Source organism: Scardovia wiggsiae F0424, assembly GCF_000269605.1.
GTDB classification, from domain to species: domain Bacteria; phylum Actinomycetota; class Actinomycetes; order Actinomycetales; family Bifidobacteriaceae; genus Scardovia; species Scardovia wiggsiae.
This window is the reverse complement of record NZ_AKCI01000001.1, coordinates 584,022-608,914: the sequence shown is the minus strand read 5'-3', so window position 1 is coordinate 608,914 and position 24,893 is coordinate 584,022. Positions and strand designations below refer to the sequence as shown.

Here is a 24,893-nt window from a genome sequence, read left to right as displayed (position 1 = left end):
CGCCTGGTGTTTCCTAGGAAAGCAGGCTCCGGCACATTGACCGGTACTGGCTGACGTATCCGCCGCCAAAAAAGGCGCAATGCCCGGCAATAGGGTAGAGCTGCCACAGGGTGACCCTGCCTGCATACCCTGCTTTCAGCGGATGGGCGCTGCGGTATCCGTCGAGGATCTCCTGCATGTAGCTCATGCCGAAAAGCTGGAGCATGGACAGATCCTCTTCACGGTGCCCTCCATGGGCAGCGGGATCAATAAGGACTGCTTCCGCCTGCCGGAGTGCTGAACCGTCGGCCGCTGTTGATGTCCACATAACATTCCCGCTCCACAGGTCGCCATGTACACGGGCCGGACTGTCATCCGCAGCGGCACCAAGGATATCCGGAAGGGCATCAATAACGCGTTCGGTAAGGGCCATATCGCCGGAATCCAGGGCTCCGCGCTCCATGCCTATCCTGACCATAGGCCGGAGCCTTCCCTCTGCAAGATATTCAGCAACTGTGTTCCAGCTGCCGGTATCCATAGGGACAGGATCCTGGAGAGGCCCGAAATACGATATCCCGGAATACCCTGCAGGAGGTGCCCCCCATGCTGCAGCACCGCAGTCGTGCATATGCGCCAGGGCTTTCCCGAAACTGAATGCAGCCTGGCTGGAAGGGGCAGAAGCCAGTATGCGCTCAATATCAAGGTAATCGCGCCCCCATGAATCCACTGCGACCACCCGTGGGCCGCCTTTGCCCGACGCCTCTGCCAGCCATTGGAGGCCTTTTGCTTCACATTCAAAAAATCCGTCAGGCGCGAATCCCCGCGACTTACGGTGTATCATCATTGATGCCATTGTATCCTCCTGCAGCAGCTCGGTGCTTATAAATGGATATTATCATGGACCTTCAGGCAGCAGGGCGGACAAACCGCTCCTGAAGTATAAAGTATCCTTCTATCTGCAAGTGTAATGCAGACCATGCTCCTTATCTCAGTTTTCGGGTTTTCCCGGAACGCCTGAAGTCCCGCGGTTATCTGTATCGATGGAATTGAGGAATTCTTCCGCTTCGTTGACAAGCTGTTCTTTAAGACCCTGGGGGATATCATCCCCATGTATGCCCATGGAGTTCTCGGCAGCTTCCCTGTCAGAGATTTTTTCCAGGCTGCGGACATATTCTTTAAGGTCATCATTATATGCCAGAAGTGCATCTGCTGACAGGGCCCATTCGTGAGTGCGGTGCAGCAGGTCCCCTTTGGGAAGTTCAACATTAAGATATGAGCCCAGCCTGCTGATAAGCGCAAGGATCCCCGCAGGACAGTTGTCGGTACCCGTATACTGGGGGATGCTGACCCAGAGGCTCAGGGTTTTATACCCCTGCTCAGCAGCAGTAATATTAAGGACTGACGGTATGCCTATCGGGCCGCTGTATGAGTCTTCTGCGTAGGCTGCATCGTCGGAATCCGCCTCGAACAGAGGCAGCTGGCGGGTATGGGGGACATCGTTGAACATGGACCCCAGGGTGATGACTTCATTGATATCGTACTCATCGGCGATGCGCAGGGTCTGCTGGGAAAATTCTATCCAGCTGAAACTGGGCTCCGGGCCGATCTCAATAAGCAGGGTGAGGGAAGGGCTGACGTCAACAGTATAAAAAGTAACTTCAGGCCAGAGTATCTGCCGCCTCCCCTCAACACAGCAGATGACCGGACGTGTCGAACGGTAATCAAAAAAAGACGAGGAACGGATGCGGCCCACTTCGTATGACGCGATTTCCAGAGCCTTGAGAAGATGCCGGAGAGCCCCTGTAGCGGCCTGGGCAGCATCATTCCATCCTTCAAAAGCAGAGACCAGGACTGTACGATGGTGAGTATCCGCAGGGCCTTCCGCTGCGTAGCCGCGAGGCTGTACCTGATCCGGCATATAGACCTTCCTTGACTCATAAATTGCCGCTGTAAATCGCTGTTGCTGTTTACAGGATAGCGCATGACAGAGGGGAGCAGATATGACTTAGCCTATAGCGTGAAAGAAACACGCCGTGATGCGCGCATTGTAGATACTAACCGATATATTTATCTTTTGTGTTCGTCAGAACACACGTATTGCGGGCATAGCTTAGTTGGTAAAGCGCGACCTTGCCAAGGTCGAGACCGCGGGTCCGAGTCCCGTTGCCCGCTCCGGTCTTAGTGATTCGTATGACCGATGCGGTGGGTTAGCCAAGCGGTTAGGCAGCGGCCTGCAAAGCCGTTTAGGCGAGTTCGACTCTCGTGCCCACCTCGCAAAGAATCTTTGGGCGATTGGCGCAGCGGCTAGCGCACTTCCCTGACACGGAAGGGGTCACAGGTTCAATTCCTGTATCGCCCACGCGCGACAGGCGACAGCAATTTGGGCGATTGGCGCAGCGGCTAGCGCACTTCCTTCACACGGAAGGGGTCATAGGTTCGATTCCTATATCGCCCACAGTCGTGGATACTCGTCTGCATTCCCTTTAAAATCAGATACATACCTATATCTGTTATCTGTCCTATATCTCTATCTTCAGCAGAAGCGGGCCATGTATCTTTCCCAGAACCAGAACGGCCGGGAACCGTGCTGTTCGTACAGTGTATATGCCGGTTGTCCGTATAAAGCACCATAATCTGTTAAGTTACACATATAAGTCCACGGTCCGCACCAGTAACGCGGTACCCAGAAAGAAAAGGACAGGCGATGTCGGAAGCATCCTCACTTATCCCTGTGGTTGTAGACGGAGAGCACAGGGAAGTGGAACCCGAGGTAACGGGTGTCCAGCTGTTTGAATCAGATAAAAATATTATTGCAGTGCGCATCAACGGGCAGCCCCGTGACCTTTACACCCCTCTCCATGCAGGCGATACTGTTGAATCCATTGCGCTTGACAGCGAAGACGGCCTTGCGATCATGCGCCATTCGGCTACGCATGTCATGGCCCAGGCTGTACAGGAGATATACCCTGATGCGAAGCTCGGTATCGGCCCTGTTATAGAGGATGGTTTCTATTACGATTTTGGCGTGGAGCACCCTTTCACACCGGATGATATCAAAGAGATCGAAAAGCATATGCAGCGCATCATCAAATCCAGCCAGAGCTTCAGGCGCCGTACGGTGACGGAAGCGCAGGCCCGTGAGGAGGAGGCAGGGCAGCCTTATAAACTTGAGCTTATTGAGACTGCTGAAGATGCAATCAATGCCGGTGAAGATACGGCGGTATCCCAGGGCGAACTGAGCATGTATGACAATGTTGACCGCGACGGTACCGTTGTATGGACAGACCTGTGCCATGGCCCGCATTTGCCTAATACGCGGTATATTAAGGCTTTTAAACTTCAGCGTGCTGCTGCCGCATACTGGCGCGGGGATGAGAAGAACCCCATGCTCCAGCGTATTTACGGCACAGCATGGGCTTCAAAAGAAGATATGAAAGCATATCTGCAGCGGCTTGAAGAAGCTGCAAAACGTGACCACCGCAAGCTGGGGGCCGAAATGGACCTGTTCTCCTTCCCCGATGAGATCGGCCCGGGGCTGGCAGTATTCCATCCCAAGGGTGCGGCGATCATCAATGCGATGAAGGAATATTCCCGTATCCAGCACAGGAAGAACCATTACTCTTTCGTACAGACCCCGCATATCACCAAAGGCGGGCTGTATGAGACTTCCGGGCATCTGCAGTGGTACAGGGACGGGATGTACCCTCCCATGCATCTGGATGAGGAACGCGATACTGAGGGCAATATTGTGCGCGAAGGGTTTGATTATTATCTCAAACCTATGAACTGCCCGATGCATAACCTTATCTTCAAATCACGCCAGCGTTCATACCGTGAACTCCCGCTGCGGCTGTTTGAGTTCGGCACAGTTTACCGTTATGAAAAATCCGGCGTTGTACATGGGCTTACCCGCGTGCGCGGCCTGACCCAGGATGATTCGCACATCTACTGCACCCGCGAGCAGATGCGTGATGAGCTGAAAAGCCTGCTCTCTTTCGTCCTGGACCTCCTTAAGGATTTCGGGCTGAATGATTTCTACCTGGAGCTGTCTACCAAAGATGAACATAAATTCGTCGGATCGGATGAGATATGGGAGGAAGCAACAGATACGCTTGCCCAGGTCGCTGAAGAATCCGGGCTTGAGCTTGTCAGTGATCCCGGCGGCGCTGCATTCTATGGGCCCAAGATATCGGTACAGGCGCGTGACGCACTCGGGCGCACATGGCAGATGTCTACAATCCAGCTTGATTTCAACCTTCCTGAGCGGTTCGGGCTGGAATATATCGCGGCTGACGGGACACGCCAGCGCCCTGTGATGATCCACCGCGCGCTTTTCGGTGCAATAGAACGCTTCTTTGCTATCCTGCTCGAGCATTACGCCGGCGCTTTGCCTGCATGGATTGCCCCGGTGCAGGTGCTGGGCGTCCCCGTGGCAGATACCAGTACGGAATATCTGCGCGGCATCCTGGACCGTCTTGATGAAAGCCTTGTGCGTTGCGAGCTTGATGCTTCCGATGACCGTTTTGGCAAGAAAATCCGCAATGCGTCGAAATCGAAGGTCCCGTTCATCCTGATCGTCGGTGATGAAGACCGCGACAATAACGCTGTCAGCTTCCGTTTCCGGGATGGGAGCCAGCTCAACGGAGTCCCGGCTGACGATGCTGTTGCGTGGATCAACACAGCTATTGAGTCCCATGCCCAGATCAGTTCCGCTGCTGATTTCTGCGCCGTAACACCGGCCGTGCAGCCCGCAGGAATTCCAGCCGGTAGTGCGCAGTAAGGCTTGGAAGCAATCAGGACAGCAGGCGGCAGATTATGTTTGAGAAACTTCGTGGACCGTGGAGGAAAATCATCAGCCCTATAGCCCGCACTCTGGTAAAGCTCGGCGTTACGGCAAATATGGTGACTATTGCCGGTGCTGTCGGCACCGCTTTCTTCGCAGTACTGACAGGGTTCACCGGATGGCTGCTGCCGGGGGCTGCCATGATCACTGTCATGGTGATCTTCGACTCACTGGATGGCACTGTCGCTGCCCAGAGCGGCGGAGGTACTGCCTTCGGCGCTTTCCTTGACTCGACCGTGGACCGTATCGCCGACTGGGCTGTCCTCCTTGGCGTTGCCATTTACCTTATCCGGCTAAAGGATTTCTGGACGCTGTGGCCGCAGATCGGTTTCTGGGCGGCACTCGTCTCCATGATGACGGCATTTGTCACTTCGTATATCCGTGCCCGGGCGCAGTCTATAGGGTTGGATGCCAAAAACGGCATCGCCACGCGGTCTGACAGGCTCGTCATTATCCTTGTCGGCATGGGGCTTACAGGTATGGGGCTTCCCGTAGCTGTCCTTTCCTGCTTTATGGTGCTGCTGGCAGTGCTTGGTGCTGTCACGGTGGGGCAGCGCCTTTATACCGTTTATTCTTCAGCCAAAGAAAAAGGGCTGACTGAACATATGTAAGCCCGGCTGCATGCCGGCTAAGGAACAGGGGTGTCTGTATGCAGGACAGGTTTCTTATTTTTATTGCCAGGCATGCCCATAAGATGCCTGAAAGTGCTGTAAGGGCAGTTTTTGCTGTTTTGGCATGGATAGTATGGGCCCTGAGGCTTCCTCCGGTGCGGCAGCTTGAAAAGAATATCAGGCATACGCAGGCATTGAGGGATCCCCGGATCTCATACCGCCGTCTGAGGCACCTTTCGCGCCTGGGCGTCCAGTCGTATTTTGCTTATTTTGCTGAGGCGATGACAATAAAAGCACGCAGTGCTGAACAGATCAACGCCCGGGTCCGCATTGACGGCCCCTATGCTGAAGCTATCGCCCGGCAGCCCGCTGTTTCGGCATTCCCTACCGCACTTGGGCACCAGGGCAACTGGGATTATGCAGCGTTATGGGCGTACGGCCATATCGCCCCTGTTGCAACCGTTACAGAGAACCTGAAAAATAAAGAGCTGCTTGATATATTCATCTCAATAAGGGAGAGCCTGGGGATAACCCTTTTTACCACAGGTGACAGGGATATTACAGAACGGCTCAAGAAGATTATGGGCAGCAGGCGTGTTATCGTCCCGCTTCTTGCTGACAGGGATCTGGGGCGGCATGGTATTTTTGTCAGGTTTTTCGACTCCTGTATCCGTGCGTCGGCGGGGCCGGCAGCCCTTGCTTTTGATATGGATGTGCCGCTGTACGTCGTCAATATCTACAGGGAACAGCTTGATGCAGTACGGCGTCATGCAGCGCGATGCCGTTTCGGATATGTTTTATATATTTCAGGTGTTATACAGCCTGATTCGTGGAAAGGCATGGGCAGGGCTGAAGCCTTGCAGCAGATCACCCAGGAGTGGGCCGCGATATATTCGCAGGGCCTTGAGAAGCATCCGCAGGACTGGCATATGATGCAGCCTATTTTCCTTGAGGACCTTGATAAGGGCCGGCTGAGGTAAACTTAATACCGGTACGGTTATGCAGTATAACTGCGCCGGATATGTCACTGAACGAAGGTGGTACTGAGATGGTTGACGGCAGCCTTTTGCGCGAGGAGCATTCCCTGAGGGAAGAGCTTCCCACGGCGCAGCCCCTGCGCATAGGTATTATCTGCCCGTATTCTTTTGAGGCTCCGGGCGGGGTGCAGGCGCATGTGAAAGATTTCGCCGAGGAGATGATATCGCGCGGGCATTCCGTATCAGTCCTTGCCCCCGGCCGCCGCACTAAAGATATGCCATTATGGGTACAGACTACTAATACGTCATTTGCCTTCCCGTACAACGGGTCTGTGGCCCATATCTCATATTTCGGCTTTGTAGGGAATACTGTCCGCAACTGGGTGCGGCAAGGCCATTTTGACATCATCCATGTGCATGAACCCGAGATCCCGAGCATCTCGCATAAGGTATTCTTCAGGGGCTTCTCCCATCCACCCATTGTTGCAACGTTCCACACGTCATTCCAAGAATACCCCCTTGCCCTTAAACTCTTTGAAAAATATCTGCATGACTATCTGAAAGATATCGATGAAGCAGTTTTTGTTTCCCCGTCGGCCCAGAAGATCGCTGTGCACTATCTGGACCGGAAGATACCTGTGCATGTCATCCCTAACGGTATCCATAAGAACGTATTTGTTTCTGCGCAGCCGCATGCAGTATGGCAGGGATCGCGGGATGCCCCGACGATAGGGTTCCTGGGGAGGATGAAAGAGGGGCGCAAGGGGTTCCCGGTTTTTGCACAGGCTATGCCTGCCATACTTGAGGAATTCCCCCATGCGCGGTTTTTATGCGCCGGCGATGGGAAGGATGAAGCCGGGCAGGTCTTATCCGCTTTGGGCAGCGGGGGAGATGGCCTCCGGGAACATGTTGAATTCCTGGGGAGGATCAGCGACTCTGATAAAGCCGGTTTCTACAAAAGCCTTTCTGTCTATGTGGCGCCTCAGACCGGAGGGGAGAGCTTCGGCATAGTCCTCGCCGAAGCCATGGCTGCCGGATGCCCCCTTGTGGCGTCGGATCTGCAGGCTTTCAAAGACGTTTCATGCAACGGTGCCTGTGCCGAGCTTTTCCCCAGCAGCGATCCCGGAAAACTTGCAGAAGCTGTGTGTACGGTGCTTAAAGATGATGCACGCCGCAGCTCTATGGTCAGGGCGGGCATGGCGCGGTCTGATGATTTTGACTGGGCAACTGTAACCGATGATATACTCAGCCTTTATTATGGCCTTGCCGGTACCGGGCAGGCGGCCGGCACATCCGTACTGCGCTAGCGTATGTCGGTGCGAAAGCATAGAATCGTTACGTTTAAAGACGCAGCATATTACCGTCAGGAGGAATATGTCAGGACATTCCAAGTGGGCCACTACCAAGAATAAGAAAGCCGCTATCGACGCCAAGCGCGGGAAGCTTTTTGCCAAGCTGATCAAGAATATTGAGATCGCTGCCAGGACTGGCGGCGGGGACCCTAACGGAAATCCCACACTGTATGATGCGATCGTTAAGGCGAAGAAAAGCTCTGTACCAGCTGACAACATTACCCGTGCAGTAAAGCGCGGTTCTGGTGAGGAAGCCGGCGGCGCCAATTATGAAGAGATCGTCTACGAAGGCTATGCCCCCGGCGGGATAGGCCTGATAGTGCAGTGCCTGACTGATAACCGTAACCGTGCTGCGGCAGATGTGCGCTCAACACTTTCAAAGAATGGCGGATCGCTGGCCGAGAACGGTTCTGTCAGTTTTAATTTTGAGCGTAAGGGGCAGATCGTCGTCCCTTCTGAAGGTGTTGATTTCGATTCACTGTTTGATATGGCAGCCGAAGCGGGTGCTGAAGATGTTGAGAATAACGGCGACACCTATATCGTCACAACCGCGCCGTCGGATGTGGTAACAGTCCGCAAGGTGCTGCAGGAGTCAGGTATTGATTATGATTCTGCTGAAACAACACTTGTGCCGTTGAACGAAGTTGATCTGGATCTTGATGCTGCTGTTAAAGTGAACAGGCTTATCGATGCTTTGGATGACCTGGATGATGTCCAGAATATTTATGCCAACTGGAGTGCTTCAGACGAGGTGCTGCAGCAGCTTGAGGATGCAGAATAGGCAATGATCATCTGCGGAGTCGATCCCGGTCTTACGCGATGCGGAGTCGGCATAATAGAAGCCGGCAGTGCGCGCCGGCTTTCTTTTATCCATGTGGACGTGATACGCAGCTCCCCGCAGGATCCCCAGGATATCAGACTGCTGGCGGTATTCAACGGCCTGTCGCAGAAATTCGGCACGTTTGTTCCGGATGTCGTGTCGATTGAGCGTGTTTTTGCTCAGGAGAACCGCAATACCGTGCTTGGCACTGCACAGGCTGCGGGGCTTGCGATGGTCGCTGCTGCGCAGCGCGGCATACCCGTAGCGCTGCATACCCCGACTGAAGCAAAAATGGCTGTTACAGGCAACGGGCAGGCCAATAAAGACCAGGTGCAGGCTATGGTCGCCAAAATACTGTCCCTGAATGAGCCGCCTTCGCCCCCTGATGCCGCAGATTCGCTGGCCTTGGCAATATGCCACGCCCTGCGGCCGTCAGGCGCTATCCAGGGCGGTGAGAGGGAACAGCATCTTACTGCTGCACAGAAACAGTGGACAGATGCGGTGCGCAGCCTGAAAAGCAAAGGTGTCCGCCGCGACATGTAGACTATCGAACATACGTTCGAAAACAGGTGGAGTGCAGAATGATAGCTAGCCTTGAAGGAGACATCCTTGCTGTTGATGCCGACAGCATTGTTATTGATGTGAATGGGCTCGGTTTCAGTGTCCGGATGTCATCGCGCGATACTGCACGCCTCCATGCCGGCCAGCATGAGCGCATCATCACGCAGATGACAGTATCGCAGGATGCTATAGGGCTTTATGGATTCACGGATGCCCCTTCAAAAAAACTGTTCATGCAGCTTCAGAAAGTCAGCGGCATAGGGCCTAAAGTCGCTATGGCTATACTGTCAACGTTATCTGTGCAGGACCTGTCGACAGCAATACGTGATAATGATGTCACTGCCCTTACCAGGGCGCCCGGGCTGGGGAAAAAAGGCGCGCAGAAAATAATCCTTGAGCTGCGCGGTTCGGTTGACCTGGAGCTTTCAGACGGGTCTGCGCAGGAAGGTTCCTCGCCGCAGTCCGATGCGACAGACCATAATATCCAGCAGGTGGTGCTTGGCCTTGTCTCCCTGGGGTGGCAGCAGAAAGATGCTTATTCAGCAGCTAAAACAGCTGTCGGGCAGCTGGGCCTTGAAGAGCCTCTGGGCGATGACGATGTCCCCCGCGTTCTGAGGGCAGCCCTGAGCGATCTGGACAGGGGGCGTTAATGGCATCCTACAATAATAACCAAAACAGAGGGCCTTCTTCTGACAGCTGGGCTGCACCTGAGGAGGGCTGGCAGAACCCTGATGCTGCCGAAGAATCGCTGCGTGTTATTTCTGCCGTTCCGCAGGATAATGAGGGGATCAGCGATGAAGAGCTCCGCCCGCTGTCGCTGGATAACTTTATCGGCCAGCCCCGGCTGAAGGCCCAGCTGGCGCTGTTCCTCAATGCCGCACAGAAACGCGGCGTCCCTCCTGACCATATACTGCTTGCAGGCCCCCCGGGGCTGGGCAAGACGACGCTTTCTATGATCGTTGCAAGGGAACTGGGGGTACCGATCCGTGTAACGTCAGGGCCTGCTATACAGCATGCGGGCGATCTCGCCTCTATCCTCAGTTCCCTTGATGAAGGCGAGGTTTTATTTATTGATGAGATCCATCGCCTCCCCAGGGCAGCAGAGGAACTCCTGTACATTGCCATGGAGGATTTCCGCGTAGATGTTATGGTAGGGAAGGGGCCCGGCGCTTCATCCATACCTCTGACGCTTCCGCGTTTTACGGTTATTGGCGCTACGACCCGCGAAGGCATGCTCCCCTCGCCGCTGCGCGCGCGTTTTGGGTTCACTGCCCATCTTGACTATTATCCCAAATCCGAGCTGGAGCTTCTGGTGAAGCATTCTTCAGCAGTACTCGACCTGTCCATTGACGATGAAGCTGCCAGAGAGCTCGCGGTACGGTCAAGGGGGACGCCTCGTGTCGCCAACCGCCTTCTGCGCAGAGTGCGTGACTGGGGGATAGTCCACGATCTGGGCATGATCGATGCCCAGTCTGTGATCTCCGCCCTGGAGCTGTACCAGATCGACAAAGAGGGGCTTGACCGCCTTGATATTGCAGTCCTGAATGCGTTATGCAGGCAGTTCGGCGGCGGGCCTGTGGGCCTGAATAACCTGGCTGCTATGGTAGGTGAGGAAGCGGAAACCGTGGAAACCGTGTGCGAGCCGTACCTGGTCCGCGAGGGGTTCCTCATCCGGACGCCACGCGGGCGTGCCGCAACTAAGAGGGCATGGCAGCATCTCGGGCTTACGCCCCCTGATGATGATGTCTCAATTTTGTTTTAGAATTTACTGAGGTAAATTAGCCGTTCGCAGTTACTGCGAATTCCCTGAATGGGTTTCCAGCCAGGGCGCTGGCAGATCGAAATAGGAGTTTTCATGAATAGCTTCCAGCCTTCAACATTGATCCTTCTTGTGCTGATCATCCTTATGATCGCCCTTATGTGGTGGACGTCACGCAAACAGAGGTCTCAGCAGAATAAGATACAGGATTTCCGAAAGGCGCTGAAACCGGGTGATGAAGTTGCTACCGTAAGCGGGCTTCTGGGTACTGTGCATTCCGTTGACCTTGACCATGATGAAATAGTTATTGATTCCGAGGGATCACTGTCCAAGTGGAGGATACAGGCGATCACCGAGCCTCCGGTACGTCCTGCATATATTTCTGATGATGAAGTCGATGAAGAGGGCAATCCGCTTCCCAAAGAGGAAGACGGGACCGGCCAGGATAAGGCGGACAGCACTGATACCACGCCTTCAGAGGACGCGGATCAGAAAAGCTTTGAAAGCCAGCCTTCCCAGACGGATGGCAATAACTAAATAAACCTTCGCGGAGGATAGCACATGCCAGCAAACGATATTAGCTTTTCGCCGGTTGCAGGAGTATCCGGTGAAGATGCTCAGTATCTTGGGTCTCTGATCAGGACTGTCCCGGGATTCCCCTCTGAAGGTATACTGTTCAGGGATTTCATGCCTGTTTTTGCTGACCCGCGGGGTATGCGCATCCTTGTTGATGCATTAGTCAGCTCGCTTCCTGTGCCTGCGGATGATTTCGATTATATCGCGGGCCTTGAGGCAAGGGGGTTCCTGCTGGGCACGGTACTCGCCCAGCGCCTGGGCAAAGGATTCATAGCAGTTCGGAAGGCAGGGAAACTGCCTCCTCCTGTAATCAGCCAGTCCTATACGCTTGAATACGGCAAGGCAACTATGGAAGTCGAGAAAGGGCTCGTCAGGCCGGGCTCAAAGGTGCTTATTACGGATGACCTTGTTGCAACAGGAGGTACGGCATGGGCTGCAATGAAGCTGTTTGAGTCGAGCAAATGCACTGTTGCCGGTTTCAGTTTTGTTATGAAGCTTGACGGCCTTGACGGTTATGACCGCATTGCAGGGTATCCTGTATCGGCGTTATTCTCTATGCCTGCTTAAGCCGGATACCTATGATGAGTGAACGGAAACAGCCACGTCCTAGGACAGCAAAGTCTTCAGCAGGTGTTTCAGGCAGCCCTGCTGTGGAAAATGGGACAGCCGACAGCCCTTTCCGTTCCGTTCTGAGAGGTATACTGGCTGCAGCTGTATCTTATGGTTTGTTTGCGGTTTCCGTTGTTCTCCTCACCTCGCTGTTCCTCCTCATTATAGGTATGGAAACGCACACACAGCCGGCTAATTATGCAATGCAGGTGAGTGCAGCATTCCTTTTGCTGTCCCAGGGGATCGGGATCACCTATGCAGGGCTTCCTGTAACTTTTGTGCCATTAGGGTTCATTTTTATCTGGATCATCCTCATCAGGGCATGCGGACGGCGTTTCCATATAGACCCAAGAGGATTCCTGGCGGGAAGCTGCGTATGGATCATTTTTACCGCTGTCCTGCTCTGGAGGGCGCAGGATTTCGTCGCAATAAGCATCTGGCGCGCTGTACTGTACAGCTGGCTGGTTTTTGCCTGCGGCTGCCTTCTCACTATTGACAGGAAATCTCCCCTTTTCCGGCGGGCGAGAAAAAGCCTTATGCAGAAGACTTCTGCGACTTTGCGCAGGACGGTCCTGCTCGGTATAAGACTTGCAGTGCGTTTTCTTATTGCCCTTTCTGTGCTTTCATTTGTTACCGTACTGATATGGATAATACTGAATTTCCGCTCAATGGGCAAAGTCATGTCCTATGTTTCCATGGGGCCGGCGTCAGCAGTTATCACGACCGTAGTGAGCCTTGGCTGGCTTCCTAACCTTATGGTCTGGGCATTATCATGGCTGCTAGGCTCAGGTATTGTTATCGGTAATGTAGGGGTATTTACTTTGTGGGAAAGCGGATCAACGGCTCTGCCGGTCATCCCCGTTTTCGGAATACTGCCGAAATCGCTGTCATCCCAGAACGTCATTATAGCCATTCTTATTATCCCAATCATCATTGCTTTTCTCCTGGGGCTTCAGACCATATCGTCGCGCAGAGGATTCAACCTTTTTTCCGGGAGGGATATCAGGCAGGAGGATACGGAGCTTAAGCTGCCGGGTATCATAGGACAGGCATCCCACGACGGCCATAATGATGGGGAAGAGGCAGGTTTGGAGACAGCTGCAGATCCGGATCCGGGTGCGGACCAGGAGGATCATGGCACCGCCAGACAGGACTATCCCCGTTCCGCGGCTGTCGGGACTGCTGTCATAGCGAAGCTTGTTGATTTCGCCTATGCTGCAGGTGCTTTTGTTGTTGCTATTATCACAGTTATCTGTGTAAGTACCCTGTTCTATATGCTGTCATCGGGTTCACTGGGTGTAAAAAACCTGGCATATGTTGGAGTCAACCTGTCTGATTCCCTCAGCGTTACAGGAAGGCCGCTGGTGTGGGGGCTTCTGGCGTCATGGCTGCTGTCCCTTGGCATTGTATGCGGGCAATATCTGTTTGACTTTCTGGGGATGAAGAATAGGGGTAATAAGGATAAGGATACTGCAAACTCAGCAGATCCCCAGAAACCTCACAGTACCGGAGAAACCGCTCAAGGAGGGCATAATGGCTGATCCGCACCGTCCCATACACAGGGTTATCGTCTCTGTTTTCGATAAAAAAGGCCTTGAGACGCTTGCAGAAGCATTCATAGCTGCCGGCACAGAAGTTGTTTCTACCGGTTCGACTGCGCTGCGGCTTGAGGAACTTGGGGTAGAAGTAACTCCCGTAGAAAAAGTGACGGGGTTCCCTGAAAGCCTTGACGGCCGCGTAAAAACACTGGATCCGCATATCCACGCCGGGATACTTGCCGATATGGAGAACCCTGGCCATACCGGACAGCTGGAAGCCCTAGGCATAAAAGCTTTTGATGCGGTGATAGTCAATTTGTACCCTTTTGCCCAGACAGTACGGTCCGGGGCCGGCGAGGCAGCTGTTATTGAAAAGATCGATATAGGCGGCCCGTCCATGATCCGCGGTGCCGCAAAAAACAGTTCCAGTGTTGCAGTTATCACTGATCCTCAGGATTACTCCCTCGCTGCTGAACGTATATCGGACGGGCGCGGGTTTACCCTGCAGGAACGGCGTGCTCTGGCTGCGAAAGCATTTGCCTGCACTGCACAGTATGATGCTGCTATTGCGCAGTGGTCACGCGGACAGTGGGGCGGCCGGCCTGAAAAAGGTGAAGGCAGAGGAGCTGAGGTGCCCGCAGTTTATCCAGCTGCCTACACCCGTACATGGGATCTGGCGCATACTCTGCGATATGGCGAGAATCCGCATCAGAGTGCGGCACTGTATTGCGATCCTCTGGCACTCAATAATTTTGCCCATGCCCGGCAGCTTAACGGCAAACCTATGAGCTATAACAATTATGTTGATGCTGATTCAGCGTGGCGCAGTGTGTGGGACTTTCCGCACCGCATAGCCGTTGCCGTTGTCAAGCATTCGAACCCCTGCGGCCTGGCGATTGGTGCGGACGTGGCTGAGGCACATCGCAAGGCCCACGCCTGCGATCCTATGAGCGCCTACGGGGGTGTTATTGCAGCTAACAGTACAGTGACGCTGGCAATGGCCCGGCAGGTCAAACCGGTATTTACTGAGGTAATAGCGGCACCCGGATATGATCCGGAGGCACTTGAACTTCTTAAAACAAAGAAGAACCTGAGAATACTTGAAGTGTCCGCACCGCCGGAAAATACACAGCAGCTGCGGGTGATAGACGGGGGGCTCCTTATCCAGTCGGAAGACCATATTGATGCATACGGGGATGACCCCAGCAACTGGATACTTGCCGCAGGGCAGGCCGCTGACGGCCAGACGCTTGAAGACCTGGAATTTGCATGGAGGGCTGTACGCAGTGTAAAATCCAATGCTGTCCTTATTGCCCATGATGGTGCGACAGTCGGCATCGGCATGGGGCAGGTTAACAGGGTAGATTCCAGCCAGCTTGCTGTTACACGGGCAAATACGCTTGCTGACGGGGCAAACCGCACCAACGGCGCAGTTGCGGCTTCCGATGCATTCTTCCCCTTCCCTGACGGGATGCAGATCCTTGCGGAGGCTGGGGTAAAAGCTATCGTGCAGCCGGGCGGTTCGATCCGGGATGAAGAAGTATTCCAGGCAGCTCAGGAAGCCGGTGTTACGATGTACGTGACAGGGACGCGCCATTTCTTCCACTGAGCCGGGTTCCTGCCTAAGTATCCGTATAGATTATAACAGTTTAAGAGGTTATATGGGCCGCAGAAAACAGCATCCTTTTGTTTCTGAATCGCAGGAAGGCAAGCCGTGGTTTGAATGGCTTCTTGCTGCTATGGTGCTTCTGGCATGTGCAGCCGTATTTTTCCGGTATACCGCAGCAGGGACTTTTATTATTGCGGGGACGTCTATTGTCTCGGCGATAATACGGCTTGTTATGCGCGATAAAAGCCCGTGGAAAGTGCGTTCAGCAGGGTTTGACAGCTTTATCAGCCTGTCTTTAGGGGTCGGGCTGATCATTACGTATATCAGCATTATGATGATTTCATAGTTTTATAGCTGTGGGGAGCCTGTTATAGGCTCCCCACATAAAGAGTTATGGAATATTGCTGCGAAGATCAGCTCTCGGAATCAGGTTTTCCCTCAGCATCCCCGTCAGCGGCATCATCCGTATTGCCGTTTTCGGAGCTGTCCCCGGTATCGGCCTGTTCTACGATGATCGTTGTCCCGCCGGTACTGTCTGAGCTATCCTGCTCCGCAGTGTTATCAGAGCTTTTATCAGTCTCAGAAGCCGGGGCATTCTGCTCTTCGAACTGGATCTCCCGGTAGATTGCGTCGTCATTGGCGTGGACGGAATCGTGAATGATTACAACAAGGGCCGCTACCGCTGAAGCCAGAAGGGCAGTAACCCAGAACACCCATAACTGTTTAAGCGGGGATGGATCAGTAAGCCCCTTTATCTGGGCAAAAATAGCGATGCCTGTAGAACGGGCAGGGTTAAGGCCAGCATGGTCGAACGGGTATGTAACCAGGGCCCCAAGGCCATAAGCCATTGCCATAGCCATACCGTATTTACGTGTAGCAAGGCCATTATGGTTTGATGTTGCCAGATAAGTTGCCACGATCGCAAGGACAGCGATGACTTCAAGCACGATAGTCCAGCGCATATCGAAAGTTGTCAGATTCGAGTAAACGGTAGGCAAAGAAAGGAACTGCTGCGTCCCCTGGTCATACAGGTTAGCCATATGCGCAATGAATCCTACACTTGGGAAGCCGGTGTTTGTTATCGGTGTAGGAGCCATGAATACTGCTATAGCTGCAGCTGCAGCCCCTCCAAGCAGCTGGGCGATGATATACAGCAAGGCATCAAGCCAGCTGATACGTGCTGTCAGAGCAGCAGCAAAAGTGACTGCAGGGTTTATCTGTCCGCCTGAAACTTTCCCGAAAACAATAGCGGCTATGCCGTATGCTGCAGCGAGGGTGAGGGCTGCTACTATAGCCATGAGTCCAGGGATCTGATTGTTTGCAGGGCCTAACAGCCCGGTGACAATAAGCGTTATGAATATAACGAAGAAAGATCCTGCGAATTCTGCGCCAACCCTCACAGGCAGCGATGCCGGGGCATGCTTGGGTCTGTCAGAAGAATATACCAGGGTTTCAGTTGTATCAGTCATATATTTCCTCAGTTTTCTCGAAAAGCGATCCGGCAGCCTCTGCTGATATTCAGCACGGGGCAGGCCGGAAATTACAAGCCGTTATGACTGGCAACATCATAGCAGCTGAGCAGCCCAAAAAACTGAAATGCGGAATGACGGTATCCCGTGTAGAATTATAGTGTTTGATAAATCAAGGTAACGGTCACGTTGGGAGAACGATGCCACATCACTATAGCCGCGCACAAAAGGCGCATCAGGAATCTCAGGAAGGTATCCGCCTTCAGAAAGTATTAGCCCAGGCCGGTTTCGGCTCACGCAGGAAATGTGAGGTAATGATAACTGACGGCCGTGTTGAGGTTGACGGCGATCTTGTTACTGAGCTCGGGGTGCGTGTTGATCCGCAGCATCAGGAGATCAGGGTCGACGGGTCGCGTATACATATTTCCGATAAGCATATAACGCTGGCGCTGAATAAGCCGCGTAAGGTGCTGTCAACGATGGATGACCCTAAAGGGCGGTGGACTCTGCGCGATATCGTCGGCGATAAATATGAACGGATTTTCCATATGGGAAGGCTGGATTATGATTCCGAAGGCCTTATCCTTATGACGGATGACGGTGAGCTGGCCCAGCATACCATGCATCCCAGGTATGAAGTTGAAAAAACATATATTGCTACCCTTGAAGGGCATATTGGGGGGAATGTGTGCCGCCGCCTGGTGCGTACAGGCATACAGCTTGATGACGGATGGATAAAACTTGACCATTGTTCGATTGTCACCCAGAACAGGGAGCGCTCAGTCGTCAAGGCAGTTATTCATTCAGGGAAGAACCGTATTGTCAGGCGTATTTTTGGGGCTGCCGGATTCCCGGTTATACAGCTGCTCCGTACACAGATCGGCCCAATCCGGCTTGGCGACCTGAAATCAGGGTCCTACAGGGTGCTTTCCGCTGCAGAAGTCAACGCATTGCATAAGGCGGTAGGGTTATGATAACGGTTGCGATCGATGGGCCTTCCGGGGTCGGGAAGTCCAGTACTTCCCAGGCACTTGCCCGGCATTTCGGGTACGCATATTTGGATACGGGGGCGATGTACCGTGCAGCGGCATGGTGGTGCCTTGAGCAGGGTGCTGACCTGAATAACCTTACTGAGCGTGATGAGCAGCATATCACTGAACTGGTTTCACAGTTCTTTACCGAAGGCCATTTTTCAATCTCGCTTGACCCTTCGCATTGCGATATTTTCAGCGACGGTAAAAGTATAGATACTGATATCCGTTCTGCCAGGGTATCTTCGCAGGTCTCGGCAGTCTCCTCTATAATCCCGGTGCGGCATCTTCTGATTGCAGCGCAGCGTGCTTATATTGATGCGGAAAAAGCGGAGGGGTCTTTTTCCCACGGTGCCGGGATCGTTGCTGAAGGGCGCGATATTACCACTGTTGTTGCCCCTGATGCTGATGTGCGTATTCTTCTGACTGCACGTGAAGAGGTGCGCCAGGCACGGCGTGACCTTCAGCGCAGCGCCGGCACCGCCGGCCCCGGCACGGGCAGCGATTTCGATACTTCTGCCAGTAGCGCCGGCAAAGATGATATTGCTGCGCGGGATGCTAAAGACTCAAAAGTCACAGCGTTTATGCATGCCGCTGAGGGGGTCACTACTGTTGATAATTCCGATCTGACTTTCGAGCAGACCCTTGAAAAGCTTATAGGGCTGGTTAATGAGGCAATAGACAGCAAACTGTACGCAGATTATATCTCCCAGCTTGACGGGTACGAACTCGAAGAAGATGATAAGGCCCTTATTACTGATGGGCTGTCCAACGATGGGGAAGCTTCCGGGCAGGATGATGCCGCGGTCGGTGTGATCGCGGTTGTGGGACGCCCGAACGTGGGGAAATCTACGCTTGTCAACAGGATACTTGGGCACCGTGCAGCAATTGTTGAAGATACCCCGGGTGTTACCCGCGACAGGGTCTCTTATGATGCTGAATGGGCCGGCACTGACTTTAAGGTCGTTGATACGGGGGGCTGGGAAAGCGATGTTGAGGGCATAGAGTCGGCTATTGCTTCCCAGGCACAGGTCGCTATCGGCCTGGCTGATGCAGTGATCCTTGTTGTTGATGGCACTGTGGGGCTTACAAATACTGATTCCAGGATAGCCGCCATGCTCAGGGCTTCAGGCAAGCCTGTCACAGTTGCTGTGAATAAGGTTGATACCCTTGAGGCTGAATATGAGGCTGCGGAGTTCTGGAAGCTTGGTTTAGGGGAACCCCAGCCGATTTCCGCCATGCATGGGAGGGCAGTAGGGGATCTGCTTGACACTGCTTTAGCTATGCTGGAAAGGACTGAAAACAGGTCTGGGTATCTGGTCCCGGAAACTTTGCGGAGGGTCGCCCTTATCGGTAAGCCTAACGTCGGTAAATCTTCACTGCTTAATGAGCTGGCCCACGAGGCACGGTCTGTAGTCCATGATGAGGCGGGGACTACACGCGACCCTGTTGATGAGATCGTCACTATCGGCAATGATGACTGGCTTTTCATTGATACTGCAGGTATCAAAAGGCGCCTGCACAAACAGACGGGCGCTGATTATTATTCAAGCCTGAGGACGCAGGCGGCTATAGAACGTTCTGAGCTGGCCCTGGTGCTGTTTGATGCATCCGAGCCCATATCGGACCAGGACCTGAAGATCATGAGCCAGGCTGTGGATGCCGGGCGGGCCATCGTCCTCGTATTCAATAAGTGGGATAAGCTTGATGATTTTGGCCGCCAGCGTCTTGAGCGTTTGTGGAAAACCGAATTCACGAGGGTTTTATGGGCTCAGCGCGTGAATTTATCGGCAAAGACCGGATGGCATACCAACCGCCTCCTTAATGCGATGAATACAGCACTGGCCTCCTGGGACCAGCGTATCCCTACAGGCAAGCTCAACTCTTTCCTGGGACAGCTGCAGTCGGCGCATCCTCACCCGCTGCGGGGAGGGAAGCAGCCCCGGATCCTTTTTGCTACACAGGCGGCTACGCGACCGCCCCGTTTCGTTATTTTTGCTACAGGCTTCCTTGAGCATGGGTACCGCCGCTATATTGAGCGGTCTTTGCGGGAAGAATTCGGTTTTGAGGGAAGCCCTATACAGATATCTGTCAGGATCAAAGAAAAGAAACGGCGCTCATAATGACATATGGCATTCATGCGACACGAAAGTTAACGGTTGTGATAGTCTGTTAACCGTGCTTGCAAGTATTCCGTTTATTCTGCGGGATGATTGAAAGTACTTAGTTCGGGCCATAGCGCAGCTTGGTAGCGCACTTGACTGGGGGTCAAGGGGTCGCGGGTTCAAATCCCGCTGGCCCGACTGGTATAGTGAAGTGAAGATAAGCGGGAAACCAAAGGGGACAGTATGGTTCGAATTGCGATAGGAAAGCTTACAGACAGTCTGAACAGTGAAATATCTGCTGTTGAAAAGGAGATAACGCTTGCCCAGCAGCAGATCAACAGCCTTTCTATGTCTTTGTCCCAGCATGGCCTGAAAGGAAAAGCTTTTACGGCTATCCAGGAGCGTTTGGACAGTGAATGTCTCGTAGCGAAAGCCCACTATGTTTTTTTCATAGAACTGCTCTCAGCAGACAGGAAGAACCTGCAGGCCGCTGATAAGCTTATTCCGTCAGATATACAGCTGAATGTCGTAGACAGGGAAGACCTTGACAGAAGGATACAGAACCTGAATTCCCTGCAATCCGATTCGTTGCGATCTAATAGGAACGGAGCAAACCCTACCTTCGGAGGACGTGTAATCAATCCGCCAAATCCATTTGCTGCTCTATCAATAGGCAAAATGCTGCGTGCTGTTCTCATGTCAGCAGCAGAGGTAAAAGCTATCTTGGAAGAATACCTGTATTCGACAAATAATATCTATGGTCCTGTCGTCAGTATGTGTGCTGATAGTGGGCTGATTTCACGCATTACGAAAGTTGCAGATGCTGCAGCCAGGACAGGCAGCTGGAATAGTCCCGGCCTTTCAGCTTTACGGTACGAAGTCAGCAAAGCATATAATGATACCCGTATAAAGCAGTCTGATGAAGCTATTGATAACAACGTGAAAGATCCGGGCGAGCGGCAGCGCCTTAAATATACGGCACATCGTGTATTAGCGGATGGCAACATCGCTGCTGAAGAGATCTATCGTAACGGTAAACTTGACAGGGATGCCGCACTATGGTTTTCCTATATGCCGAAAGGCTTCTTCAATGATGAAGATATGGGGCATATAAGCCATGCACTTTATGCGATGTATGATGATGCCGCTGCCGATTATGCGAAGCATAAGGAGGCAGACAAGAAGTACGTGCCTCAGGGGATAAAAGATCTTCAGTATTTCCTTGATATCCAGATGCATCATGATTATGATAAGTTTGCCCGGGCATTCGATATCTCAACATCCACAGTAAATGGGCAGAGGAATACAGTGGCTACGCCAGCAGCTGGAAGCAGATGGAAAAGTTCTGCTTTTCTTGGTGATTTTGCTGCGTATCTGTCGCGCAGCGGGCAGCAGGATAATGTCTATAAGCCAGATTCCGGCCTGTGGTCCATATACCGTCGCATCCAGGAACGTGTGGCATCCATTGTGACTCAAATCAATGCGATGGCATCCAGAGGGGTCTGGACACGTCGGGGGGACCCCTTAACTTTTGATTTTACCGTGCAAAGCGGGGGTATCGAAAATATTGATGCAGATTATGTCACTGTCAGTGTTAATGGCCTTGTTGGAGATGACTCCTATCCACGTATAAGCGGGGGCAATACCGACAGTGTTTGGGAGAATGTTTCCATGTCTATTGTCGGACGTCCTTCCGGAGTTTACCAGTTATTGGGTTTCTTAGTCGGGAATTATAATAAAAAAAGTACTGCAGAATTGGATGCTTTAGGGAGTACTCAAAAATGGTTAGTTGAAGAAGGTATGAACAAGTTTATTGAAAAAGCCTTCGTTCACGGCAAGGACATCACTCCGTATATCGGGGCAGTGCTTAGTTTGTTGGACATTGCTACTGATTATGTTGAGGAGAAGAATGATGAATCTTACCGGCAGGCTCAATGGGATAAACTTGTTAAAAATATATCTATATCTAATGCTCTAAGTAAAAACCCCTTCTTTGAGGACTGTTCCATGAGCATAGGCAGCGACTTGAGCTACAGCAGCGATGGCAAAGATGCTCTCAGCCATGAAAGACCTGTATTGAAGGTTGACAGGCTATGGCTGGATGAGGCTATCCGCCAATATAATATTGAGAATCCAGATAATAAAGTATCGGAACAGGAAGTTTCAAAAGGACTAAGGGATAACTTCACGGCTGTTGTTAAAGACAGCGCACAGGGAGATATGAATTTTGCTGAGACTACAAAGCCCAAACACCCTCAAACTTCCCTAGGACGTTTTCTTCAATGGCTGAAGCAGCCTGCTAAGCTCAAGTATGCAGTAAATATTAATGAGCATGCTGCCGGGGAGAATGTTTTAGAAAAGAATAGTAAAAGTAATTGGGAATACATTAAGAACCCTCTAGATAACACGAGGTTTGTGAAGTGAGTGGGGTATTGTGGGTTGTGAGGCGTAGGAGGACTGTTTTGACGGGCCTTCTGGTTGTTGTGCTGTTTGTTTTTGGTATAGGTACTGTTGGTTTTGCTGCTGTTTTACAGTATAGGCGGCATGAGGCTCAGGAATACCATCAGCGGGTGCAGAGGTCTTTGGAGGTCCAGTCGGGTAGTACCTGGATTTATCTTAATAAATATAAAGGTGGGGCTTTTGAACCGGATGACCCGCCGGGGAGTAATCCTGATGCTGAGTTTAAGGAATTTGTGTACAAGTGCGGAGGTTCTTATACGTGTACAGGTTTCTCATTTACTGCGAAGGTTAGGCCTTTCCTCAAGGCGGCATTAGAGCAGTATGCTAAAGAGGTTCAGGGTAAAGATATACCTACTATCAGGAAGATTGAGGATAGTGTGGGCCATCCTGCTTATGTTTTTGCCCCTTATGATTATTCTTCGGGAACCCCTAAAACCAGACCTCCGGCCAGTGTAAAAAGCTTCCTGTCATGGCTGGCCCAACCTCCCAAACTCATATACACGTATGACAGTCCGAATGGAAGCCATAAGAAAGGAGATGAAGTCCCCGAAGGACAGTTTAAAAATAATTGGAGCTGTATTAAGAATCTTTTCCCCGGTACGAGGTTTGCAAAATGAATAGTGGTTTACTAAGAAATATGCGGTATAAGCATGCAATCTTATTGGGATTGTTAATTTTTATAGTTACAGTCGGCGTAATTAGTATTGTAATAGCTACTGTTTTGCAAGATAAGCAGAAGCAGGAGCAGGAATACCGTAGACAAATACAGTCTTCGTTGCAAAGCCAAGCTTTATTTATGGAGGACAATGTTCTTTTAGGGCAGGGGGGGGAAGGGCTTTCGTAACTAGATATAGGTATGGGGAGGGTGTGGGCACTGAATATAAGAGATATACGTATAAATGCGGGAAGTACTATACATGTACAGGTTTTATTTTTACTGATCGCGCAAAAACTGTTTTGAATAGTGCATTAGGACAGTATTATAATGAAACAGGTATAAAACATACTCTTACAGTAAGGCAAATAGAAGAAAGTTTAAAAACCCCTTCATATATTTATAAACGTTTTACTGAAATTGAGGTGTCAGATATTGAACCGCCTCTTATTATCAGACGTTTTCTGTCATGGCTGGCCCAACCTGCTAAACTCATATACACTACTGCTAGCGCCAGCGGCAAGCACAAAGCAGGGGATGAGGTCCCGGAAGGCAGATTTGGCTGCAATTGGGATTATCTTAGAGCGCCATACGATAACACGAGGTTTGTGAAGTGAGTGGGGTATTGTGGGTTGTGAGGCGTAGGAGGACTGTTTTGACGGGCCTTCTGGTTGTTGTGCTGTTTGTTTTTGGTATAGGTACTGTTGGTTTTGCTGCTGTTTTACAGTATAGGCGGCATGAGGCTCAGGAATACCATCAGCGGGTGCAGAGGTCTTTGGAGGTCCAGTCGGGTAGTACCTGGATTTATCTTAATAAATATAAAGGTGGGGCTTTTGAACCGGATGACCCGCCGGGGAGTAATCCTGATGCTGAGTTTAAGGAATTTGTGTACAAGTGCGGAGGTTCTTATACGTGTACAGGTTTCTCATTTACTGCGAAGGTTAGGCCTTTCCTCAAGGCGGCATTAGAGCAGTATGCTAAAGAGGTTCAGGGTAAAGATATACCTACTATCAGGAAGATTGAGGATAGTGTGGGCCATCCTGCTTATGTTTTTGCCCCTTATGATTATTCTTCGGGAACCCCTAAAACCAGACCTCCGGCCAGTGTAAAAAGCTTCCTGTCATGGCTGGCCCAACCTGCTAAACTCATATACACTGTGGACATAGGGGATTTTTATAAAGCAGGGGATGAGGTCCCGGAATCTTATAGCAAGAACAATTGGCAGTATATTAATTATCCTTCGCCTGGAACGAGGTTCGCGAAATGAGCAGCGAAGACAGGCGTTACGAATATATGCAAAAACTGTCCCATGAACTTGACATGCAGCAGGACGAGATCGATCAGGAGCGCAAACGCCTTATCCGCGAACAGCAGGAGGCTGAAGACTACTTCCATGAAGTCCGTATTGCTCTGAACGAGGAACTGGATAAACTGCCTCGCCGGTTTTCCTCTCAGATCCAATCCTGTATTGACAGTTTTGAAGCAGAGGTGCGTGAGACCGAAACACAGTTTGACAGCAGTCTCCAGTATCTGAAAAAACTTCGTAGTGATATTTACGATGATTATATAAGAAAGAGGGATTCATACCATGCCGAGTGAAACAATAACAGTATCGGCTGATAACGGCGCAGGCGCACTCCAGGCCCTTGGCGATGCTGAAGAGTATGGCTCATTCCGCCTGAAAGGACTGACGGAGGCCTCCGTCTCTGTTAAGGCAGCGTCAGACCACGATAATATGGCAGATACGGTTTCACACGCCATGTCTTCGTTCGCTGACGCCCGGATGCAGGACAGGAAAGCTATCTCCAGTGCGGTCACGGCCCTTGGCTACGCAGACAGGGTGGCTGCATACCATATATTAAGCGGGGAGTAACAGGAAAACTGGTAAAACAGCTGCGCCGCGACAATTCTGGCTGCTTTTTTGCTTATCTGAGGATTA

General features: G+C 52.0%; 24 protein-coding genes and 5 tRNA genes. 26 read left to right on the top strand and 3 right to left on the bottom strand.

What is annotated here, in order from left to right; all coding sequences use genetic code 11:
• Nucleotides 1-13 precede the first annotated feature (13 nt).
• Complete coding sequence (locus HMPREF9156_RS0102770) at nucleotides 14-832, bottom strand: fructosamine kinase family protein (protein ID WP_007147277.1); 819 nt, start codon at nucleotides 830-832, stop codon at nucleotides 14-16.
• Nucleotides 833-967: 135 nt separating this feature from the next.
• Nucleotides 968-1,897: a PAC2 family protein gene (locus HMPREF9156_RS0102765; protein WP_007147276.1), complete on the bottom strand. Its 930-nt coding sequence runs from the start codon at nucleotides 1,895-1,897 to the stop codon at nucleotides 968-970.
• 181 nt (nucleotides 1,898-2,078) lie between these two features.
• Here HMPREF9156_RS0102765 and HMPREF9156_RS0102760 point away from each other — a divergent pair.
• The 17 genes from HMPREF9156_RS0102760 (at nucleotide 2,079) to HMPREF9156_RS0102680 (ending at nucleotide 15,580) form a co-directional block, all read left to right on the top strand.
• A tRNA-Gly gene (locus tag HMPREF9156_RS0102760) sits at nucleotides 2,079-2,151 on the top strand.
• Between the two features lie 29 nt (nucleotides 2,152-2,180).
• A tRNA-Cys gene (locus tag HMPREF9156_RS0102755) sits at nucleotides 2,181-2,251 on the top strand.
• 14 nt (nucleotides 2,252-2,265) lie between these two features.
• A tRNA-Val gene (locus HMPREF9156_RS0102750) sits at nucleotides 2,266-2,338 on the top strand.
• Nucleotides 2,339-2,361: 23 nt separating this feature from the next.
• Nucleotides 2,362-2,434 (top strand) — tRNA-Val (locus tag HMPREF9156_RS0102745).
• Between the two features lie 249 nt (nucleotides 2,435-2,683).
• Nucleotides 2,684-4,759, top strand: coding sequence for a threonine--tRNA ligase (gene thrS, locus HMPREF9156_RS0102740; RefSeq protein ID WP_007147275.1), 2,076 nt, complete (start codon nucleotides 2,684-2,686; stop codon nucleotides 4,757-4,759).
• Between the two features lie 35 nt (nucleotides 4,760-4,794).
• Nucleotides 4,795-5,433, top strand: a complete 639-nt coding sequence (gene pgsA, locus HMPREF9156_RS0102735; protein WP_007147274.1) for a phosphatidylinositol phosphate synthase — start codon at nucleotides 4,795-4,797, stop codon at nucleotides 5,431-5,433.
• A gap of 38 nt (nucleotides 5,434-5,471) precedes the next feature.
• Nucleotides 5,472-6,413 carry a phosphatidylinositol mannoside acyltransferase gene (locus tag HMPREF9156_RS0102730; protein WP_007147273.1) on the top strand — a complete coding sequence of 314 codons (942 nt, stop codon included), beginning with the start codon at nucleotides 5,472-5,474 and terminating at the stop codon, nucleotides 6,411-6,413.
• A 68-nt stretch (nucleotides 6,414-6,481) separates the two neighbouring features.
• On the top strand, nucleotides 6,482-7,717 hold the full coding sequence (locus tag HMPREF9156_RS0102725) for a glycosyltransferase family 4 protein (RefSeq protein WP_007147272.1): 1,236 nt from the start codon (nucleotides 6,482-6,484) through the stop codon (nucleotides 7,715-7,717).
• Nucleotides 7,718-7,784: 67 nt separating this feature from the next.
• Nucleotides 7,785-8,543: a YebC/PmpR family DNA-binding transcriptional regulator gene (locus HMPREF9156_RS0102720; RefSeq protein WP_007147271.1), complete on the top strand. Its 759-nt coding sequence runs from the start codon at nucleotides 7,785-7,787 to the stop codon at nucleotides 8,541-8,543.
• A 3-nt stretch (nucleotides 8,544-8,546) separates the two neighbouring features.
• Nucleotides 8,547-9,125: a crossover junction endodeoxyribonuclease RuvC gene (gene ruvC / locus HMPREF9156_RS0102715; protein WP_007147270.1), complete on the top strand. Its 579-nt coding sequence runs from the start codon at nucleotides 8,547-8,549 to the stop codon at nucleotides 9,123-9,125.
• 38 nt (nucleotides 9,126-9,163) lie between these two features.
• The gene (gene ruvA, locus HMPREF9156_RS0102710; RefSeq protein WP_007147269.1) at nucleotides 9,164-9,793 is read left to right on the top strand and encodes a Holliday junction branch migration protein RuvA; all 630 of its coding nucleotides are present in this window, start codon (nucleotides 9,164-9,166) and stop codon (nucleotides 9,791-9,793) included.
• On the top strand, nucleotides 9,793-10,905 hold the full coding sequence (ruvB, locus tag HMPREF9156_RS0102705) for a Holliday junction branch migration DNA helicase RuvB (protein ID WP_007147268.1): 1,113 nt from the start codon (nucleotides 9,793-9,795) through the stop codon (nucleotides 10,903-10,905). The genes ruvA and ruvB overlap by 1 nt, the downstream gene beginning before the upstream one ends.
• A 93-nt stretch (nucleotides 10,906-10,998) precedes the next feature.
• Nucleotides 10,999-11,439, top strand: coding sequence for a preprotein translocase subunit YajC (yajC, locus tag HMPREF9156_RS0102700; RefSeq protein WP_007147267.1), 441 nt, complete (start codon nucleotides 10,999-11,001; stop codon nucleotides 11,437-11,439).
• 24 nt (nucleotides 11,440-11,463) lie between these two features.
• On the top strand, nucleotides 11,464-12,045 hold the full coding sequence (locus HMPREF9156_RS0102695; RefSeq protein WP_007147266.1) for an adenine phosphoribosyltransferase: 582 nt from the start codon (nucleotides 11,464-11,466) through the stop codon (nucleotides 12,043-12,045).
• Between the two features lie 11 nt (nucleotides 12,046-12,056).
• A complete protein-coding gene (locus HMPREF9156_RS0102690; RefSeq protein WP_007147265.1) occupies nucleotides 12,057-13,628 on the top strand; it encodes a cell division protein PerM in 1,572 nt (523 codons plus the stop codon).
• Nucleotides 13,621-15,234 carry a bifunctional phosphoribosylaminoimidazolecarboxamide formyltransferase/IMP cyclohydrolase gene (gene purH, locus HMPREF9156_RS0102685; protein ID WP_007147264.1) on the top strand — a complete coding sequence of 538 codons (1,614 nt, stop codon included), beginning with the start codon at nucleotides 13,621-13,623 and terminating at the stop codon, nucleotides 15,232-15,234. The genes HMPREF9156_RS0102690 and purH overlap by 8 nt, the downstream gene beginning before the upstream one ends.
• A gap of 52 nt (nucleotides 15,235-15,286) precedes the next feature.
• Complete coding sequence (locus tag HMPREF9156_RS0102680; RefSeq protein ID WP_007147263.1) at nucleotides 15,287-15,580, top strand: DUF3017 domain-containing protein; 294 nt, start codon at nucleotides 15,287-15,289, stop codon at nucleotides 15,578-15,580.
• Nucleotides 15,581-15,647: 67 nt separating this feature from the next.
• Here the strand turns inward: HMPREF9156_RS0102680 and HMPREF9156_RS0102675 are convergent, their stop codons facing one another.
• Nucleotides 15,648-16,703, bottom strand: coding sequence for an MIP/aquaporin family protein (locus HMPREF9156_RS0102675; protein ID WP_007147262.1), 1,056 nt, complete (start codon nucleotides 16,701-16,703; stop codon nucleotides 15,648-15,650).
• Between the two features lie 200 nt (nucleotides 16,704-16,903).
• Between HMPREF9156_RS0102675 and HMPREF9156_RS0102665 the strand changes: the two genes are divergently transcribed.
• The 9 genes from HMPREF9156_RS0102665 to HMPREF9156_RS0102620 all read left to right on the top strand — a co-directional run bounded on the left by HMPREF9156_RS0102665 (nucleotide 16,904) and on the right by HMPREF9156_RS0102620 (nucleotide 24,827).
• A complete protein-coding gene (locus HMPREF9156_RS0102665) occupies nucleotides 16,904-17,677 on the top strand; it encodes a pseudouridine synthase (protein WP_007147261.1) in 774 nt (257 codons plus the stop codon).
• Entirely contained in the window at nucleotides 17,674-19,857 is a 2,184-nt protein-coding gene (der, locus tag HMPREF9156_RS0102660; RefSeq protein WP_007147260.1) for a bifunctional cytidylate kinase/GTPase Der, read from the top strand. Before HMPREF9156_RS0102665 ends, der begins: the two co-directional genes overlap by 4 nt.
• Before the next feature lie 106 nt (nucleotides 19,858-19,963).
• Nucleotides 19,964-20,037: transfer RNA gene (locus HMPREF9156_RS0102655), tRNA-Pro, on the top strand.
• Nucleotides 20,038-20,082: 45 nt separating this feature from the next.
• A complete protein-coding gene (locus HMPREF9156_RS0102650) occupies nucleotides 20,083-22,263 on the top strand; it encodes a hypothetical protein (protein WP_007147259.1) in 2,181 nt (726 codons plus the stop codon).
• A 158-nt stretch (nucleotides 22,264-22,421) separates the two neighbouring features.
• The gene (locus tag HMPREF9156_RS0102645) at nucleotides 22,422-22,916 is read left to right on the top strand and encodes a hypothetical protein (RefSeq protein ID WP_233417608.1); all 495 of its coding nucleotides are present in this window, start codon (nucleotides 22,422-22,424) and stop codon (nucleotides 22,914-22,916) included.
• 250 nt (nucleotides 22,917-23,166) lie between these two features.
• Nucleotides 23,167-23,571 (top strand): hypothetical protein, encoded by a 405-nt coding sequence (locus tag HMPREF9156_RS0102635; protein WP_007147256.1) that lies wholly within the window; start codon nucleotides 23,167-23,169, stop codon nucleotides 23,569-23,571.
• Between the two features lie 158 nt (nucleotides 23,572-23,729).
• Nucleotides 23,730-24,221 carry a hypothetical protein gene (locus tag HMPREF9156_RS0102630; RefSeq protein ID WP_233417607.1) on the top strand — a complete coding sequence of 164 codons (492 nt, stop codon included), beginning with the start codon at nucleotides 23,730-23,732 and terminating at the stop codon, nucleotides 24,219-24,221.
• Entirely contained in the window at nucleotides 24,218-24,553 is a 336-nt protein-coding gene (locus tag HMPREF9156_RS0102625) for a hypothetical protein (protein WP_007147254.1), read from the top strand. The genes HMPREF9156_RS0102630 and HMPREF9156_RS0102625 overlap by 4 nt, the downstream gene beginning before the upstream one ends.
• Nucleotides 24,543-24,827 (top strand): hypothetical protein, encoded by a 285-nt coding sequence (locus tag HMPREF9156_RS0102620; protein ID WP_007147253.1) that lies wholly within the window; start codon nucleotides 24,543-24,545, stop codon nucleotides 24,825-24,827. Before HMPREF9156_RS0102625 ends, HMPREF9156_RS0102620 begins: the two co-directional genes overlap by 11 nt.
• Nucleotides 24,828-24,893 lie beyond the last annotated feature (66 nt).

Excerpts from the sequence above, each read along its gene's own strand:
- HMPREF9156_RS0102770 (WP_007147277.1), bottom strand. The coding sequence starts at position 832 with ATGGCATCAATGATGATACACCGTAAGTCGCGGGGATTCGCGCCTGAC.
- HMPREF9156_RS0102765 (WP_007147276.1), bottom strand. The coding sequence starts at position 1,897 with ATGCCGGATCAGGTACAGCCTCGCGGCTACGCAGCGGAAGGCCCTGCG.
- thrS (WP_007147275.1), top strand. The coding sequence starts at position 2,684 with ATGTCGGAAGCATCCTCACTTATCCCTGTGGTTGTAGACGGAGAGCAC.
- pgsA (WP_007147274.1), top strand. The coding sequence starts at position 4,795 with ATGTTTGAGAAACTTCGTGGACCGTGGAGGAAAATCATCAGCCCTATA.
- HMPREF9156_RS0102730 (WP_007147273.1), top strand. The coding sequence starts at position 5,472 with ATGCAGGACAGGTTTCTTATTTTTATTGCCAGGCATGCCCATAAGATG.
- HMPREF9156_RS0102725 (WP_007147272.1), top strand. The coding sequence starts at position 6,482 with ATGGTTGACGGCAGCCTTTTGCGCGAGGAGCATTCCCTGAGGGAAGAG.
- HMPREF9156_RS0102720 (WP_007147271.1), top strand. The coding sequence starts at position 7,785 with ATGTCAGGACATTCCAAGTGGGCCACTACCAAGAATAAGAAAGCCGCT.
- ruvC (WP_007147270.1), top strand. The coding sequence starts at position 8,547 with ATGATCATCTGCGGAGTCGATCCCGGTCTTACGCGATGCGGAGTCGGC.
- ruvA (WP_007147269.1), top strand. The coding sequence starts at position 9,164 with ATGATAGCTAGCCTTGAAGGAGACATCCTTGCTGTTGATGCCGACAGC.
- ruvB (WP_007147268.1), top strand. The coding sequence starts at position 9,793 with ATGGCATCCTACAATAATAACCAAAACAGAGGGCCTTCTTCTGACAGC.
- yajC (WP_007147267.1), top strand. The coding sequence starts at position 10,999 with ATGAATAGCTTCCAGCCTTCAACATTGATCCTTCTTGTGCTGATCATC.
- HMPREF9156_RS0102695 (WP_007147266.1), top strand. The coding sequence starts at position 11,464 with ATGCCAGCAAACGATATTAGCTTTTCGCCGGTTGCAGGAGTATCCGGT.
- HMPREF9156_RS0102690 (WP_007147265.1), top strand. The coding sequence starts at position 12,057 with ATGATGAGTGAACGGAAACAGCCACGTCCTAGGACAGCAAAGTCTTCA.
- purH (WP_007147264.1), top strand. The coding sequence starts at position 13,621 with ATGGCTGATCCGCACCGTCCCATACACAGGGTTATCGTCTCTGTTTTC.
- HMPREF9156_RS0102680 (WP_007147263.1), top strand. The coding sequence starts at position 15,287 with ATGGGCCGCAGAAAACAGCATCCTTTTGTTTCTGAATCGCAGGAAGGC.
- HMPREF9156_RS0102675 (WP_007147262.1), bottom strand. The coding sequence starts at position 16,703 with ATGACTGATACAACTGAAACCCTGGTATATTCTTCTGACAGACCCAAG.
- HMPREF9156_RS0102665 (WP_007147261.1), top strand. The coding sequence starts at position 16,904 with ATGCCACATCACTATAGCCGCGCACAAAAGGCGCATCAGGAATCTCAG.
- der (WP_007147260.1), top strand. The coding sequence starts at position 17,674 with ATGATAACGGTTGCGATCGATGGGCCTTCCGGGGTCGGGAAGTCCAGT.
- HMPREF9156_RS0102650 (WP_007147259.1), top strand. The coding sequence starts at position 20,083 with ATGGTTCGAATTGCGATAGGAAAGCTTACAGACAGTCTGAACAGTGAA.
- HMPREF9156_RS0102625 (WP_007147254.1), top strand. The coding sequence starts at position 24,218 with ATGAGCAGCGAAGACAGGCGTTACGAATATATGCAAAAACTGTCCCAT.
- HMPREF9156_RS0102620 (WP_007147253.1), top strand. The coding sequence starts at position 24,543 with ATGCCGAGTGAAACAATAACAGTATCGGCTGATAACGGCGCAGGCGCA.